The organism is Salinibaculum sp. SYNS191 (genome assembly GCF_037338445.1).
Classification (GTDB): domain Archaea; phylum Halobacteriota; class Halobacteria; order Halobacteriales; family Haloarculaceae; genus Salinibaculum; species Salinibaculum marinum.
Genome location: NZ_CP147838.1, coordinates 754,079 through 767,420 on the forward strand (window position 1 = coordinate 754,079; position 13,342 = coordinate 767,420).

At 64.9% G+C, this 13,342-nt stretch carries 17 protein-coding genes; 4 read left to right on the forward strand and 13 right to left on the reverse strand.

Annotated features, from left to right (window positions below; genetic code table 11):
* The first annotated feature begins 318 nt into the window (after positions 1-318).
* Both WDJ57_RS04040 and WDJ57_RS04045 read left to right on the forward strand, forming a co-directional pair.
* Positions 319-549: a hypothetical protein gene (locus tag WDJ57_RS04040; RefSeq protein ID WP_338904148.1), complete on the forward strand. Its 231-nt coding sequence runs from the start codon at positions 319-321 to the stop codon at positions 547-549.
* Between the two features lie 44 nt (positions 550-593).
* On the forward strand, positions 594-1,595 hold the full coding sequence (locus WDJ57_RS04045) for an ornithine cyclodeaminase family protein (protein ID WP_338904150.1): 1,002 nt from the start codon (positions 594-596) through the stop codon (positions 1,593-1,595).
* Here WDJ57_RS04045 and WDJ57_RS04050 read toward each other — a convergent pair.
* From WDJ57_RS04050 to srp19, 3 genes are all read right to left on the reverse strand, one after another.
* On the reverse strand, positions 1,592-2,689 hold the full coding sequence (locus WDJ57_RS04050; RefSeq protein WP_338904152.1) for a presenilin family intramembrane aspartyl protease PSH: 1,098 nt from the start codon (positions 2,687-2,689) through the stop codon (positions 1,592-1,594). The genes WDJ57_RS04045 and WDJ57_RS04050 overlap by 4 nt on opposite strands.
* Positions 2,690-2,761: 72 nt before the next feature.
* Complete coding sequence (locus WDJ57_RS04055) at positions 2,762-2,992, reverse strand: H/ACA ribonucleoprotein complex subunit GAR1 (RefSeq protein ID WP_338904153.1); 231 nt, start codon at positions 2,990-2,992, stop codon at positions 2,762-2,764.
* Positions 2,989-3,267 carry a signal recognition particle subunit SRP19 gene (gene srp19 / locus WDJ57_RS04060; RefSeq protein ID WP_338904155.1) on the reverse strand — a complete coding sequence of 93 codons (279 nt, stop codon included), beginning with the start codon at positions 3,265-3,267 and terminating at the stop codon, positions 2,989-2,991. The genes WDJ57_RS04055 and srp19 overlap by 4 nt, the downstream gene beginning before the upstream one ends.
* Positions 3,268-3,375: 108 nt before the next feature.
* On the opposite strand from srp19, the gene WDJ57_RS04065 reads away from it, so the two are divergent.
* Positions 3,376-3,735, forward strand: a complete 360-nt coding sequence (locus WDJ57_RS04065) for a hypothetical protein (RefSeq protein ID WP_338904157.1) — start codon at positions 3,376-3,378, stop codon at positions 3,733-3,735.
* A 941-nt stretch (positions 3,736-4,676) separates the two neighbouring features.
* Here the strand turns inward: WDJ57_RS04065 and WDJ57_RS04070 are convergent.
* On the reverse strand, positions 4,677-5,054 hold the full coding sequence (locus WDJ57_RS04070; RefSeq protein ID WP_338904159.1) for a hypothetical protein: 378 nt from the start codon (positions 5,052-5,054) through the stop codon (positions 4,677-4,679).
* A 125-nt stretch (positions 5,055-5,179) separates the two neighbouring features.
* Between WDJ57_RS04070 and WDJ57_RS04075 the strand changes: the two genes are divergently transcribed.
* Positions 5,180-6,088, forward strand: a complete 909-nt coding sequence (locus WDJ57_RS04075; RefSeq protein WP_338904160.1) for an ArsR/SmtB family transcription factor — start codon at positions 5,180-5,182, stop codon at positions 6,086-6,088.
* 159 nt (positions 6,089-6,247) lie between these two features.
* Here WDJ57_RS04075 and WDJ57_RS04080 read toward each other — a convergent pair whose 3' ends face one another.
* The 9 genes from WDJ57_RS04080 to WDJ57_RS04120 all read right to left on the reverse strand — a co-directional run bounded on the left by WDJ57_RS04080 (position 6,248) and on the right by WDJ57_RS04120 (position 13,331).
* Positions 6,248-6,592 (reverse strand): hypothetical protein, encoded by a 345-nt coding sequence (locus tag WDJ57_RS04080; protein WP_338904161.1) that lies wholly within the window; start codon positions 6,590-6,592, stop codon positions 6,248-6,250.
* A 315-nt stretch (positions 6,593-6,907) separates the two neighbouring features.
* Positions 6,908-8,269, reverse strand: a complete 1,362-nt coding sequence (locus WDJ57_RS04085; protein ID WP_338904163.1) for a hypothetical protein — start codon at positions 8,267-8,269, stop codon at positions 6,908-6,910.
* A gap of 326 nt (positions 8,270-8,595) precedes the next feature.
* Positions 8,596-10,062: a preprotein translocase subunit SecY gene (secY, locus tag WDJ57_RS04090; RefSeq protein WP_338904165.1), complete on the reverse strand. Its 1,467-nt coding sequence runs from the start codon at positions 10,060-10,062 to the stop codon at positions 8,596-8,598.
* Position 10,063: 1 nt separating this feature from the next.
* The gene (locus WDJ57_RS04095; protein WP_338904167.1) at positions 10,064-10,549 is read right to left on the reverse strand and encodes an uL15m family ribosomal protein; all 486 of its coding nucleotides are present in this window, start codon (positions 10,547-10,549) and stop codon (positions 10,064-10,066) included.
* Positions 10,549-11,013: a 50S ribosomal protein L30 gene (gene rpmD / locus WDJ57_RS04100; protein WP_338904169.1), complete on the reverse strand. Its 465-nt coding sequence runs from the start codon at positions 11,011-11,013 to the stop codon at positions 10,549-10,551. Before rpmD ends, WDJ57_RS04095 begins: the two co-directional genes overlap by 1 nt.
* Entirely contained in the window at positions 11,013-11,651 is a 639-nt protein-coding gene (locus WDJ57_RS04105) for a 30S ribosomal protein S5 (RefSeq protein WP_338904171.1), read from the reverse strand. The genes rpmD and WDJ57_RS04105 overlap by 1 nt, the downstream gene beginning before the upstream one ends.
* Positions 11,648-12,211 (reverse strand): 50S ribosomal protein L18, encoded by a 564-nt coding sequence (locus WDJ57_RS04110; protein WP_338904173.1) that lies wholly within the window; start codon positions 12,209-12,211, stop codon positions 11,648-11,650. The genes WDJ57_RS04105 and WDJ57_RS04110 overlap by 4 nt, the downstream gene beginning before the upstream one ends.
* The gene (locus WDJ57_RS04115) at positions 12,211-12,660 is read right to left on the reverse strand and encodes a 50S ribosomal protein L19e (protein ID WP_338904175.1); all 450 of its coding nucleotides are present in this window, start codon (positions 12,658-12,660) and stop codon (positions 12,211-12,213) included. The genes WDJ57_RS04110 and WDJ57_RS04115 overlap by 1 nt, the downstream gene beginning before the upstream one ends.
* On the reverse strand, positions 12,657-13,331 hold the full coding sequence (locus WDJ57_RS04120; protein ID WP_338906248.1) for a 50S ribosomal protein L32e: 675 nt from the start codon (positions 13,329-13,331) through the stop codon (positions 12,657-12,659). Before WDJ57_RS04120 ends, WDJ57_RS04115 begins: the two co-directional genes overlap by 4 nt.
* Positions 13,332-13,342 lie beyond the last annotated feature (11 nt).

Here is a 13,342-nt window from a genome sequence, read left to right on the forward strand (position 1 = left end):
AAGGTGCACACCGGCAGCACCTGTATTCGGGAGTTGCTAACCTCAGTTATCAGGAGAGAAAACAGCCGCGTTGTGCGAACGATGATGGGAGTCTCTCACGCGAGTGTGTCCGTCCCCTCGTGGCGGGCTCGTCGCGAACGCGCCTGCAGTGGTGTCCGAGAATAGACAGGAGAGCGACTCTCCTGGCTACAATAATCTCTATAAGTTATGGGAGCGTTTCACGCTAAATTCTCGTTGTACTCGTATTGCTACGCTGGATATTACTCAATGGCTATGAAAAACACTTATACCACAGTACCCACCATATTATTATAGACCATGATGGATTACTACGACTACATTCTCGGGCTGATTCCAGTGACCATGGGTGGAATCGCAGCACTGCTCTCGGCCGTCGGATTCGGCGTGTCGATGGCTGTCCCCGCTGGCGCACTCGCCGCACTCCCTCTCGTCGCGCACGCACTGTTCGTCAGAGCCCCCGTCGCCGAGGAACCGGAACCGACCACGACGACCCAGCGACAGACCGGCCACACCAGCACGGCCGACTGACCGCTTTCCCAGTTCCTATATCCCGACTCCGTCTACTGGCATCTATGCCAGCCGATGTCCTGTTCCTGCAGAGTGACGAACTCGCCGGCCTCGCCGGCCCGGCAGACTACGTTGACGTCGTCCGCGAGGGGTACCGCCAGCGCGGCGAGGGCGCACCCGCCGAACCACGGACCCGACTCGACAGTGCCGACCCGCCGGGCTTTCTGACGGGCTACTTCGCCATTCTCCCGGAGACGGGCGCGATGGGGGGGTACAACTACGCCGCCGGGTTCGGCGCGCGTGACGCGCACTTCTTCCTCCCGCTGTTCGACGCCGAGAGCGGCGAGCCCATCGCGCTGCTCGACGGCGCGAGCATGAACCCGTTCAAAACCGGAGCCGCCGGCGCGGTGGCCGTCGACGCGCTCGCCCGCGCGGACGCGACGGACCTCGCGCTCATCGGCAGCGGGTCACAGGCCCGCGGCCAGTTGCGCGCGACGGCGACGGTTCGCGACCTCGACACCGTCGAAGTGTTCTCGCCGACAGCGGAGTCGCGGGAGTCCTTCGCCGGGGAGATGGACCAGACCCTCGACGCCGCTGTAACGGCCGTCGACTCGGCCGCGGCAGCCATCGAGGGGGCGGACGTCGTCATCACGGCGACGACTGCGGGCGAACCCGTCTTCGACGGCGACCTGCTGGAACCGGGCACCCACGTCACCGCAATGGGCCAGTACGCCCCGAATCGTAGGGAGGTCGACGCGACGACGGTGGCCCGGTCGACGTACGTCCCCGACCTCCGCGCGCGCATCGAGCAGGACGCCGGCGCGTACATCCAGGCCGTCGAGGCGGGCGCGATCGACGAGGACCACGTCCACGCCGAACTCGGCGAGATAATCGCCGGGTCGGCCACGGGGCGCACGAGCGACGAGGAAATCACGCTGTTCGACAGCGGCGGCACGGGAATCGAGACGGTCGCCGCGGCGTACATGCTCTACGAGCGGGCCGTCGAGGCCGACCTGGGAGAGGAAATCAAGATTTCGGCCGCCAGCGAGGCACTGACCGGGCGCTAGAGGAAGTTGGACAGTCCGAGCGCCTCGACCAGCGGAATCCCGCTCGCGAGCGCGCCGAGGAGGTAGCCGCTGATTGCGCCGCCGTTCAACAGCGGGAGCCCCGCGTGTGCGCGCCCCTTCAGCACCATCCACAGCAGGACGACCAGTCCGGCAATCGTCCCGACCATCGCCGTGCCGGCCGGGAGCGGAATCGTCAGTCCGGGCAGCGCGAGCGAGGGGGCGTCCCTGACAAAAAAGCCCGCGCTGGCGACGAGGACGGTCGGAATCACGGCGTCGCCGAGGCCGATAAAGAGCGCGTCCCGTTCGGCGAGTCCGGGTCGCTCGCCGGCCTCGTCGTCGCCGTCGGCCGATGGCTCCGCAGTATCGGCGTCGTCTGCGGGCGTGTCGTGACCGTCGGCGTCGCCGGCCCCGTCCGCGACCGTCGCGGCGTCCGCGTCTTGTTCCTCCCCCTCGTCCGCTTCGGCGACGGCCTCGGGCGTCTCGGCGTCGAGAAAGGAGTACGACAGCGAGAGCGGGACGACGAGCACCACGGGGACGCGGAGGTCCATCACGCCGGAGGCCAGGTCGAGCATGTGTTCGGTGCCGTAGACGCTGATGGCGTCGTAGACGGCGAGGACGGTGAGGAGCACGAGCGCCGGCAGGATGCCGAAGTTGATGCCGAAGAGGCCGGCCGCGCCGATGCCCATCACGACGCCGGTGGCGTCGATGACGTACCACTCGGGGTAGGCGTAGAGGCCGACGAAGATGAGCAGTGCGCCGACGTAGGCGAGGACGTTGACCGTGCCGAGGCCACCGACCTCCAGTGGGGGAAACAGCACCTGGAAGACGTACCAGGCGATGTACGCGCCGGAGAAGACGATGAAAAAGCGGATGATGCCGTCGACGCCGTAGCGAAACGCAGCCAGCATGACCGCCGTCGCGACGAGGATGGCCCCGATGTAGAGGAGGCTGTTGGTCGGGTCGCTCGTGTCCTGGACGAACTGGTGGCCCTGCTCTTTGAACGGCTCGACGAGCGCCAGCGCACCCACCTGCACCGCGAGGAAGATGAAGACGATACCGCCACAGGCGGCGACCGCTCGATGGCGCTGTTCCATGTCACTCACCTCGACGCAAAGCCTGTTGAGAGTTTCGACCCGCCGTAGGCGGCTGCCGTGTCCGGAACCCGCTCACTCGCGGGTGTAGACCGGCGAGCCGACGAGCAGGGCCGGGCGGACGTCCTGCGCCAGCGACACCGCCAGGTAGGGGCGCTCGACTGGCCCGAACACGTCGACTACCCGCCCGACTGTCGCCAGCGACTCGTCGACGACCTCGGTCCCGATGTCGGGCGTCGTCTCGTCGGGACTGCGAACGACGAGCACGCCCTGTGCCGTCCGGACGGCCTCCCCGAGGCGTTTCATGCCCGGAGCGCGTCGATGTAGGCGGCCACGGCACCGAGCAGGTCCGTCTTGGTCGCGTCGTCGGCACCCTTCACGAGGACGCGCCCGCGCGGGTCGTACTCCCGGGGGTAGGTCTTGTCCCGCTCGATGACCGCGTCGTACCCCACCTGCTGGACCGCCTTCGCTATCTCGTCGACTGTCGGCTCCGGGACGGCGAGTTCCTCTGCGACGCGCCGGCCCTCGCTGCGCGAGCAGTCGGCGTCGAGAAAAGCCGGCCAGATGACGTTCTCGACCATACCCACGATGGACGGCGCCGACACAAACCTCTTTCCAGTGCGACTCCCGTCCCACGTCGCCGCCCCGTTCGACCCAGATTGATATGCTCCGAGCGAGTACGTGTCCGTGTGTCAGACCACGACGAGTCACCGCGGGATACGGACGGCGACATCGACGACACCCCGACAGTCACCTGCTCGCGATGTGGCCGCACGTGGGACCTCGCCTACGAACTCGACGAGCTACAGGTCGGGAACCAGGCGCTCGAACAGTTCGCGCTCGACCATCGCCGCCACACCGGCCACTTCCCCGACGGCGTGACCCCGTGGGTCACGGAGTGTCGGGCCTGCCCCGCCGGGGACCGCTTCCTCTCCGAACGCCCCGCCCGGCGCTGGGCCGAGACCCACGCCCGCCACACCAGTCACACCGTCGCCCTCCGGCCCCCGTTCGACGAACGCGAGGAACGCGTCGAGCCAGCAGGTGAGTGACCCACAGGTGTCCCGGGGAGGCGACACCGCGAGAACCACCGTCGTCGTCCGGGTCTGGACCGTCTCGACACGCCGCAGTACCCAGTCGGGAGCGGGAACACGCCGCACGAAGCGTCTAGGTGGTCCAGCGCGGGCGGTGCTGCAACGGGACCGAACAGTAGCTCCGAGTCTTCCACGTGAATTTCCATTACCGTATAAGTATCTTGTCGTGGGTTGCCAGGTCTGCAACCGCGAGGGGGGATTGTTGTACGACCAGCCTCAATAGTCGAGTGCGGGCGGACACCGCCGCCCGTCATCCCCCTGCCAACCGGTTGCCCTCCCCGTCCGGCGATTTGCCCCCCGCCGGACCCCGCCCTGATTGGTCTTTTGCAGCCCGGCAGCGACGCGGAGTGCAACTGCGACCGACTGACTTCGGGCAGCGCCACGTCTGACCAAGGTCGACGGCTCGGCGGCACCATCCGCGCGGACAACGCGGGGAGTCAACGGGCTGAGACGGGTATTTCGACAGTAGGACTATACGTCTTCAATTAGTATGATAACGTGGTCCCGTTACTCTGCGTCTTGCAGGCCGGTACGGGATCCACGGCCACGAGCGTGCAGGAAATGTCGTCTTGTCACTTTGGCTCACGCTGCACGCTCGCGAGTGCCGTGCGAGAGGCGCGCATCTCCCGGGTCTACCGACTCTCCCGGGTACTGGTGATTGCGAGTCGATTCTCGCCCGTCAGACTCCCGTTCGAGCGTCGAAACCTGGCCCACTACCCCGTTCGAGTCTGTATCACAGTCCCGACCGACGAGTCCCAGGTCGCCCCTCGTCCACACCCACCGCCACAGAAAACAAGTCGTCGTAGTTCGGTTCGTCGGGGACATAGACGAGGTCTGGCCGCAAACGCCGGGGAATCCACAGCAACGGGAGCCGACACCACGCGGTCTGTGAAGCGTAGTCAGCTCCGGGACAGGTAACGATACGCGGCGACGAGACCGCCTGCCAGAATCAGGACAGCGCCAAAGGCCGGCATGAGCAAACTGAGCACGGGACCCTCGTGGACGGCCGCTGCCATCTGGTAGGTCTCCCCCTCGTAGCCGACGTAGACGTCCTGTACGTTCGGTGGGTCCGCAAAGCGCTTCGCGTCGTCGAACGTCTCCAGGAACAGGTCGCGGTCCTCCTCGGACAGGTTCTCGAAGGCGACGACCTGCTCACCCCCTGGGGGGTCCGTCGGTCCGTAGACGCTGACCGAGTACTGCGGGTCGGGCGGCGCAGTGACGATGAGCAAGATGCCGACCAGCAGGAGAGCCACCCAACTCGCGACTCCACGGTCCATGGCCGGCGATTCGCACCCGTTGACAAGTATCTTGTGTCGGTACCGGAGTCTGGAGACTGTTCCGACCCGTCGTCGACGCCGTCTCGCGGCCCTACTTTCAATACGCTCGCGGTGTGTCACTGTGTATGGGTTCCGACCGGACAGCAGCGGAGGTATTCCGGCTCCTGTCCGACGACATACGACTCGACATCCTCCGTGCGGTCGCACGCGGACAGCACGACAACCTCGAAACGGGCGTGGCCAACCTCTCCTTCTCGGACATCTACGAGCAGGTCGACGTCGACAACACGTCGAAACTCTCGTACCATCTCGGCGAACTCACCGGGACGTTTCTCAGGAAACACGAGAGCGGCTACGCGTTTACACACGCCGGCGAGCAGATGGTTCGGTTCATCCTCGCCGAGAACTACCGTCCGCCGGGTGCGGTCGGCGGTATCGAAACGGCCGGTCGGTGTCTGCACTGCGGTGAACCAGCACTCAGGGCGGCAGTCGAGGACCAGTACTTCGTGATTCGGTGTGCGGAGTGTTCCCACCCTGCCCTCTCGTACCGTGTCACACCCGCACAGGTACGGTCACGCCAGGGGAGCGAGCTCATAGACGCTATCGCGTGGGACCAGGCCGGGGATTTCCTCAAGGTCCGACAGGGCGTCTGTCCGGACTGTACTGGCCGCATGGAGACGGACGTGTTCAGCACGGACGACGTCGCCATGCACGGTTCGATTCCGGTCGCCTTCGGCACGGTCAGCGAATGCGAGGAGTGCCTCCGGTTTCTGAGTTTGCCGTTGCCGTTGACAGTGGCCTACCACCCTGCGTCGGTCGCGTTCCACTGGGAGCACGGTATCAACGTCATCGGAACCGGACTGTGGGAGTTTCACGACTACCTCTACGACGACCGGTGGACCTCCGAGCGCGTCGACACCGACCCCGATACGTACCTCGTCGAATTCAACCACGACACGGCGTCGCTACGCCTCTATCTCGACGGAGAGGCCACGGTGACGCGAACCGAACGCGTCCGAAGACCGGGTCGCTGACACTGCCGTCGCACAGTAAAAAGGTCCGTCACTGAACCGGACACTCGCAGGACGTTCCACGGCGGGGCACCTGACCGATTTCCGGCTGCACCGCCCAGCAAGCACTGCCAACAGAATAAAAACGTCCCTGGAGTCGGTGCAGAGAGTGGATGTCAAACATCATCCGGGTGCCCGGAACGTCTTGAGCCGAAACCGGAAAATAACCGATTCGAGAATCGCTTCGTCACCGACCCACGTTATCGTCACCTCGGTAAGCCGGTACGAGGGGCCAACTGGAACCTTCGTAGCCGAGAGATGAGCTTTCCACCCATCTCCCTCGATATCCGTCCGCCCAGTGCGTTCGCCACCGAGGTTCTCGAGGTAGGTCAGGGCCTGGTCGAGAGTGACACCGCGAAAGGCCCGTGTCTCACGGAGCACACCGTTTTCCACTGACCGTTCGATTGGAGGGAGTGCCTCCAGACCTGGTTTCAACTCCTCCAATTTTGACTCCTGCGCTGGCGTCACGTATCCCAGTTTAGAACAAAGGAAACAACTGCAATGAGGGTTCGTACCGTTTCAGAATAGTTGGCGTTACCTTGGTGTCGAAGAACTATCCACGAAATAACATATTCGGGTCTGCAGTTCCGAATTCGCCCCGACCGATGTCCAGTGGACGAGCCAGTCAGACTGTGAATTTCACGACGCCGATGCTGACAGCGCTTCCGTTGAGGAAACCGTCGACGTGATGGTAGCGACATCCACCTTCCCTGAACTCGAGCACTAGCACCGTCCTCTCCAGAGGCGACGAGTGGCTCGGAATCGGCATCACCGCAGCGAATCTTACAGTAGGAAGGTGACGAGAAGCGGCGTCGCGTCCAGGAGGAGAATGCCGACGAGACTCTGTCGCTTGATCGGCCAGTTCGGAGCCGATTGCAGTGATTCCCACGGCGCGGCGTCGACAGTGTGGTCAGAGAATGCTCGGGACTGGGATTCCATGTCGGTCCGTTCCCGTTGCTGGAGTTCCTCCAGTCGCTTCTTCCGGCCCTCTTCCATCTTTACGTGGAGTCGCCAGAAGGAGTGGTAGAGCCAGAATGCCACGAAACAGAGGTAGGCGACCACCGGACCCAGATAGGAGATTGCCCAGGTGAGAAGGCCCAGGGAAGACGCGAACCCCTCCGCTCCGTAGTAATAGATGCCCTCGGTGTAAAAGCGGTAGGCGACGTAGCCGCCCGTAACGACGAGGATGAGGTTGACGCGCGAGGCGAACCGACCGAGGTCGCGAAATCCGCCGTGTTCGTCCGGATGGAACGGTCGATACACGAGTATGTCACTCCGCAGAAGTTGCATGAACTTGTACACCAGAAGAAACACGTCGTAGACCAGAGCCACGATCAGCAGTGTGAGCACCGAGTACGGAATAAATCCGAGTTTTGCCCACAGATTCCACGGGAGCACGACGATCGGCAGTGCCAGTGGGACGAGTGAGACTGCGAGTGCGAACGCGGCCGAGCGTGGCATCGATACCGGTCCAATCGATAGCGTATCACCGAGCGTGCTCTGGAGGTCGTCGTGGAATTCGTCGTACTCGCCGTCCTCGACTATCCCGTCCGACGCTAACCTCGTGAACAGATTCTCTGTTCGAAGGACGAGGCCGTCGTAGGTGAGGTGGCCAGCGACGAGGATGAACAGGAAGAACCCGGCTTGCACCGTGAGTGCGGGTGAACCCCCAGTTCGTGCGACGTACAGCGCATACGCCGTGCCACCCGCGAGCGGGACGGCAGTTGCGAAGAACACGATACTTCGGTAGACGGAGGTCCCATCAAGCGATGCCGAGACAATCCGATACAGCAGGTAGAGCCACAGACTGCCGAGGCCGACGCCCGCGATGCCCAGTAGAATCGTCTCGAACGTCAGTCCCGGACTGGGAAGCGACATCCGACCAGCGGCGACAGTGCTGAGCAACGAGGTCGGGATGTACACCGCGAGAACAGCGAGTACCAGTGTCGGCAGATTCCGCAACAGGAGGCGAACAATCCCGGTCGTGACTTCGATTGCCGGTGTCTCTGTCCCGTTCTCGTCCCCATCCCGCCGTTCGGTGAGGCTATCGAAGTGAAGCACCGCACACGACCGATAAAAGGGGCCCTGCGCGTCGGTCCACCGTTCCCAGTGTGAGACGTGTGACGAGCCCGTCTCGTCGCTCATGGTCTGGATTGGAACAAACAGGAACTAAGAATTGTCGGTTAGGATATCTGTTTTCGATGTGTCCATACGCCGGCTGGGTCGAGTGGATGCTCTCGATTTGAGTGTCTCTCCTGCGAGAGATGAGCAAGCTGCGCCGTGGACCAGGGGAAAGCTATGACTTTCTGTGGAGTCTTCCGCGACTAGCGAGTGCCTTCGGATGACACCACGACGGTGCGTTCCGAGCCACCCGTGACGGGTACGTATCCTGGCCAGCGCCCGGTACTCCTCGGGTCGACACCGTCCACGTTTGTGGAGTCAAGACAGCGGTCTCGAGCGGGAAAAGGGTGCTAGCCGAACATCTGGCGCATCATCGGATGCATCTCCATCAGCTGCTCCTCGGCGATCTCCTCGTAGATCTTGTAGGTGATAGACACCGTCAGGAGCAGGCCAGTGCCGGAGACGCCGCCGATGGTGCCCAGCATGTTTGCCATGACCGCGAGCAGCCCGACGAGCGCGCCGCCGATGACGGTCACCTGGGGGATGTACTGCTCTAGCACCCGCTCGATGGAGCGGACGTTCTGTCGGAAGCCGGGAATCTGCATCCCGGAGTTGTGAATCTGCTGGGCGGTCGCGTTCGGACCCATGTCCGTCGTCTCGACCCAGAAGATGGCGAAGATAGCCCCGCCGACTATCATGATGAAGAGGTCCACCCCCGCACGGATGGAGAGTTTCCACAGCGGGTCGGTAATCTGGTAGATCGGCGTCTGTATGGGAGCGAGGAAGTAGAACAGCCCGCCGGTCGGGTTCCCGGACGAGCCGTAGACGCCCAGCCAGTCGGGCATCGCCTCGGCACCGATCTGTGCGTGCAGGATACGGCCGAGGAACTGAACGTTGGCCTGCAGCGCCCGGACGAGAATCATCGGCAGGACGCTGGCGTAGATGAGCTTCACCGGGAAGCGACCGCGAGCGCCCTTGACACGGGCGTTCGACAGCGGAATCTCGACGCGGACGCTCTCCGCGTAGACGACCACCCCGAAGATGGCCAGCGTCGTGAGAACCGGGATGATGAAGCCGCTCCCAAAGAGGAGCTGTTCGATACCGGCCGGCGTCAGTATCGGGGGAATCTGGACCGACCCGGTGACGATACCGATCCAGGTCGGGATGATGCCGGCGGTCCCGTCGGTGGGCCCCGTCAGGCCCGGCACCGTCAGAACGCCGCCGAGCAGTCGCTGTGAGACCCCGGCGATGATGAACAGGCCGATACCGGAGCCGACACCCCACTTACTGACGACCTCGTCCATGAACAGGATGAGGACGCCACCGACGAATATCTGCGCGAACATCAGCCACTGGACACCGACCTCGCCGATGCCCAGCGACTGCGCGACCGCGTCGCTCGCGGGCAGGAAGTTCCCGGCGAAGACCATCGGGAGCCCGGTCAGCACGATCATCACGATGACCAGGAACTTCTGCAGCCCCTGGTAGAGCACCTGGTCGCGGGGGTTGTTCTGCGTGTCGAGTCCGAGCAGGTCAGCACCGCCGAGGAGCTGGAGGACGATGCTCGCCGTGACGATGGGACCGATACCCAGCTGCAGGATGGTTCCCTGCCCGCCGGCGAGAATCGACCGGAACTGTCCGAAAACCTCGGTTCCCTGGCCTTCGAGGCCGAACAGGAACACGTTCGTCAGGAAGAAGTACAGCACCAGAATACCCGCAGTCCACGTCAGCTTCCGCTTGAAGGGGACGTGCCCCTCCGGCCGACGGACTGCCGGCATCCGGGTGAGTACCGGTTCGGCGGTGTCCTTCCAGCTCATACTATTCCTCGTCTGTCTCGTCGTCCGTAGCTTCGTCGATTTCCTCGGCGCGCTCGGAGAGGGTGGCGGAGCCGCCCGCCTCCTCCAGCTTCCCGCGGGCACTGCCCGAGAAAGCGTCTGCGGTCACCGACAGCTCGTTGCGCACCTGTCCGGTGCCCAGCACCTTCACCGCGTCGGCGTCGTAGCCGTCCTCGGCGACGTCGCGGGCGTCGACGGCGTAGCCGCCGTCGGTCTCCTCGGCGACGCCCTCCGCGGCCAGGAGCGCGGCGTCCTCGTCGAGTTTCTGCACGTCGACGGTGACGACGTCGTCCTTGACCTTGTCGGGACGGGTGAAGCCGTGCTTGCCCAGCGGCTCGTAGTTGTGGAACTCGTGTTTGTCGCGGCCCGCGTTCCCGCGGCCACCGCGGTGGCCGGCACCGCGGCGGTTCTTGTGGGAGCCGCCGCCGTGCGTGCGCGAGCCACGCTGTCGCTTTTTCTTGTTCGTCATTATCGCATCGCCTCCAGGAGGTCGTCGATCTGCTCGGTGGTGTGCTTGCCCAGCTGGCCGCCGGCGCGGGCCGGCTGCTTGATACCGTCGTGGCCGCCACGCGGCGGGTGAAGGCGCAGCGTCGGGGAGAGACCCTGCGCCTGCAGCGTCGTCTCCTCGTCGACAAGCGCCGCCGCCAGCGACGCGACGTCGTCGTACTCCGTGTTCTCTGCGACCCACTCGTCGTCGACGTCGGCGTCTCCCTCGGCAGGTTCGCCGCGGGATTCGAGCAGGAGTTCGACGGTCTCCTGGCTCGGCTGGCCGTGGGCGACGTAGTCGTTTACCTTCGTGACCATGCCGTTGTAGGTGTCAGTCTCGGGGACCAGCGTCGCGTGGTTGACGCGCTCGACGTTGAGCATCGCCAGCGTGTCCTCGATGTCCCCGTTCATGTTGACGTTGCCGCGAATCTGGACGAGCGCGCGCATCACTCGATCACCTCTCGCTTCTCGAAGGTCCGCTGGGGGACGCGCGCCTCGGCCGTGTTGCGAAGCGCGTTGAAGGTAGCCTTCGCGAAGTTGACCGTCGTGCGCGTGTTGCCCGACGAGCGGGTCCAGATGTCCTCGATACCGGCGAGTTCGAGCACCTTGCGGACGGTCTCCCCGCCCGCCAGGCCCAGCCCGCGGGGGGCGGGCTGGAGCTCAACCTCGACGCTGCCGGCCTTGCCCGTGGTGCGCAGCGCGACCGTGTGCGGACGGCCACAGCCACACTCCCACGACCCGCAGCCGCGCGAGACGTCGATGAGATTGAGCTTGCCGATCTCGATTGCCTTCTGAATCGCACCGCCGACCTGGTCGTCGCGGCCCTCGGCGTAGCCGACGAGGCCGTCGCGGTTGCCGACGACGACGACGCAGCGGAACTTCACCCGCCGGCCGGAGTCGGTCATGCGCTGGACCATGTTGATGTCCAGCACTTCGTCCTCCAGGTCGGGGACGAGCTGGTCTACCAGTTCGGGTTCCTTCAGCGGCAGCCCGGCGTTCAGCGCCTCCTGCATCGTCTCGATGTCGCCGTCGGCGACCTTCTTGCCGAGCCGCGTCTGCGGTTCCCATCCGTTGTCAGCACTCATAGTTCGATGTCACCTTCAAGTAGTGTCTCCCGCATGTCGTCGAAGTGCGCGGGAAGGTCCGTGGCGTCGAAATCGCCGCTGTAGAGCCCGTCGTCGAGCCCCTCGGCGTACTCGGCGATGTGCTCGCCGCGCGTGCGCGGCCACTCCGCCAGCACCGAGTCGTTGTGCGGGATTTCGAGCCCGGCGTCGATTGCGCCTTCCTGTATTGCGAAGACTTTGCTCCCCGGCGTCGGGGAGTTCAGTCCGATGTCCAGTACCGCTTCCTCCACGCCGGCCTCGATGGCCCGCAGGCCCGCGAGCAGTCCGGTCAGGTACGCGGCGGGCATGTTGCCCGTCGGCGCTTCCCAACCGTACTCCGCGAGGTCAGTGGATTCCGCGGCCGCCAGCGTCCGGTCGCCCTCCGGCCCAGTCGAGACCAGCTGCGCCCTGACTTGCTTGTTGCTCTTTCGAGCGACAAGGCGTGGCTTGCCGGATTTCAACAGGCGCAACCGCTGATGGTAATCTGTCCGGGCCTCGCGGCGACGCCGCATCGGCACCGTGTATCGTGGTCCTGTCGCCATTATTGTTCACCGTAGTTGTCGTCGATGTAGCGCTGCAGGTCCGCGACGGAGTCGAACTCGCCGCCACCGGCCTTGTCGTAGAGGTCGCGGTAGGTGGAGCGGTCGAGGTCGCCCTCGTCGCGGAGTTCGCGCAGATGATTGCGCTGTGCGCGAATCCTGGATTCCCAGTCCTGTTTCTTGTTCTGCCGTGCGCCGGCCTTGCCCTTCCGGGAGCCGGCACCGGTCTGGTGTCCGTACGACCGCTTCGCCTGGCGCTCGCGCGCCCGACCGCGGGAGTTGCCCTTGGGTGCCTCGGCGCGGATGACGCCGTCGTCGACCAGTTCGCGGATGTCCTCCCGCGTGATGGCCTCGGCGATGTCACCCTGTGCCTCGGGGTCGAACCAGAGCTTGTTCTTCCCGACGTCGAGCACGTCTGCGGCCAGTCGCTTCTGTGCACTCAGGTCAGTCATTCGACTTCGACCTCCTCGTAGGTGGGGTTCAGGACGCGGATGTCGCGGTCCTGTGCTGCCTCCTCGATGCGTTCGCGTTTGCGGCCACCGACCTTCGAGGCGATACGGACCGCCTCACGGTCGCCGTCGACGCCCTCCAGGTCGTCCACGTTGTGCACGTAGACCTCCTCGAAGCCCGACGGGTGCAGGCCGCGGACCGCTTCGGGGGTCCGGAAGCCGGCTTCGACGGTGTCGCCCTTGCCCTTGACGCCGCGGCGCTGCTTCGAGAGCTGGCCGCGCGGGCGCCGCCACGACGTGCCGACGCGCTTTTTCTTGTGGTGGTCCTGCCGGTTGAACTGCGGCTTGCCCTCGCGCCGGCGCTGGGCGAGCAGGCGCTCGGCCTCCTCGTCCAGGTCCGGGGTCTTCTCGACCAGTCCGCGCGGGCGGAGTTCGGTCTCGACTTCCTCGGCGGGTTCCTCCTCGGGCGCTTCCTCCTCGACGGCCGCCTCGACGTCCTCGCTGACTTCGAGGTCACCGACGTCGGCCTTGATACGGGCCGCGAGCGCCATGCCGACGCCCTCGACCTCGGCCAGGTCGCTCTGGCTCGCCGACTTGATGTCCGCGACGGACTCGTAGCCGGCCTCGCGGAGCGCGTCCGCCTTCGACTCGCCGACGCCGCTGATGTCCGTCAGCTCCGCCGGTC

Excerpts from the sequence above, each read along its gene's own strand:
- WDJ57_RS04040 (WP_338904148.1), top strand. The coding sequence starts at position 319 with ATGATGGATTACTACGACTACATTCTCGGGCTGATTCCAGTGACCATG.
- WDJ57_RS04045 (WP_338904150.1), top strand. The coding sequence starts at position 594 with ATGCCAGCCGATGTCCTGTTCCTGCAGAGTGACGAACTCGCCGGCCTC.
- WDJ57_RS04050 (WP_338904152.1), bottom strand. The coding sequence starts at position 2,689 with ATGGAACAGCGCCATCGAGCGGTCGCCGCCTGTGGCGGTATCGTCTTC.
- WDJ57_RS04055 (WP_338904153.1), bottom strand. The coding sequence starts at position 2,992 with ATGAAACGCCTCGGGGAGGCCGTCCGGACGGCACAGGGCGTGCTCGTC.
- srp19 (WP_338904155.1), bottom strand. The coding sequence starts at position 3,267 with ATGGTCGAGAACGTCATCTGGCCGGCTTTTCTCGACGCCGACTGCTCG.
- WDJ57_RS04070 (WP_338904159.1), bottom strand. The coding sequence starts at position 5,054 with ATGGACCGTGGAGTCGCGAGTTGGGTGGCTCTCCTGCTGGTCGGCATC.
- WDJ57_RS04075 (WP_338904160.1), top strand. The coding sequence starts at position 5,180 with ATGGGTTCCGACCGGACAGCAGCGGAGGTATTCCGGCTCCTGTCCGAC.
- WDJ57_RS04085 (WP_338904163.1), bottom strand. The coding sequence starts at position 8,269 with ATGAGCGACGAGACGGGCTCGTCACACGTCTCACACTGGGAACGGTGG.
- secY (WP_338904165.1), bottom strand. The coding sequence starts at position 10,062 with ATGAGCTGGAAGGACACCGCCGAACCGGTACTCACCCGGATGCCGGCA.
- WDJ57_RS04095 (WP_338904167.1), bottom strand. The coding sequence starts at position 10,549 with ATGACGAACAAGAAAAAGCGACAGCGTGGCTCGCGCACGCACGGCGGC.
- rpmD (WP_338904169.1), bottom strand. The coding sequence starts at position 11,013 with ATGCGCGCGCTCGTCCAGATTCGCGGCAACGTCAACATGAACGGGGAC.
- WDJ57_RS04105 (WP_338904171.1), bottom strand. The coding sequence starts at position 11,651 with ATGAGTGCTGACAACGGATGGGAACCGCAGACGCGGCTCGGCAAGAAG.
- WDJ57_RS04110 (WP_338904173.1), bottom strand. The coding sequence starts at position 12,211 with ATGGCGACAGGACCACGATACACGGTGCCGATGCGGCGTCGCCGCGAG.
- WDJ57_RS04115 (WP_338904175.1), bottom strand. The coding sequence starts at position 12,660 with ATGACTGACCTGAGTGCACAGAAGCGACTGGCCGCAGACGTGCTCGAC.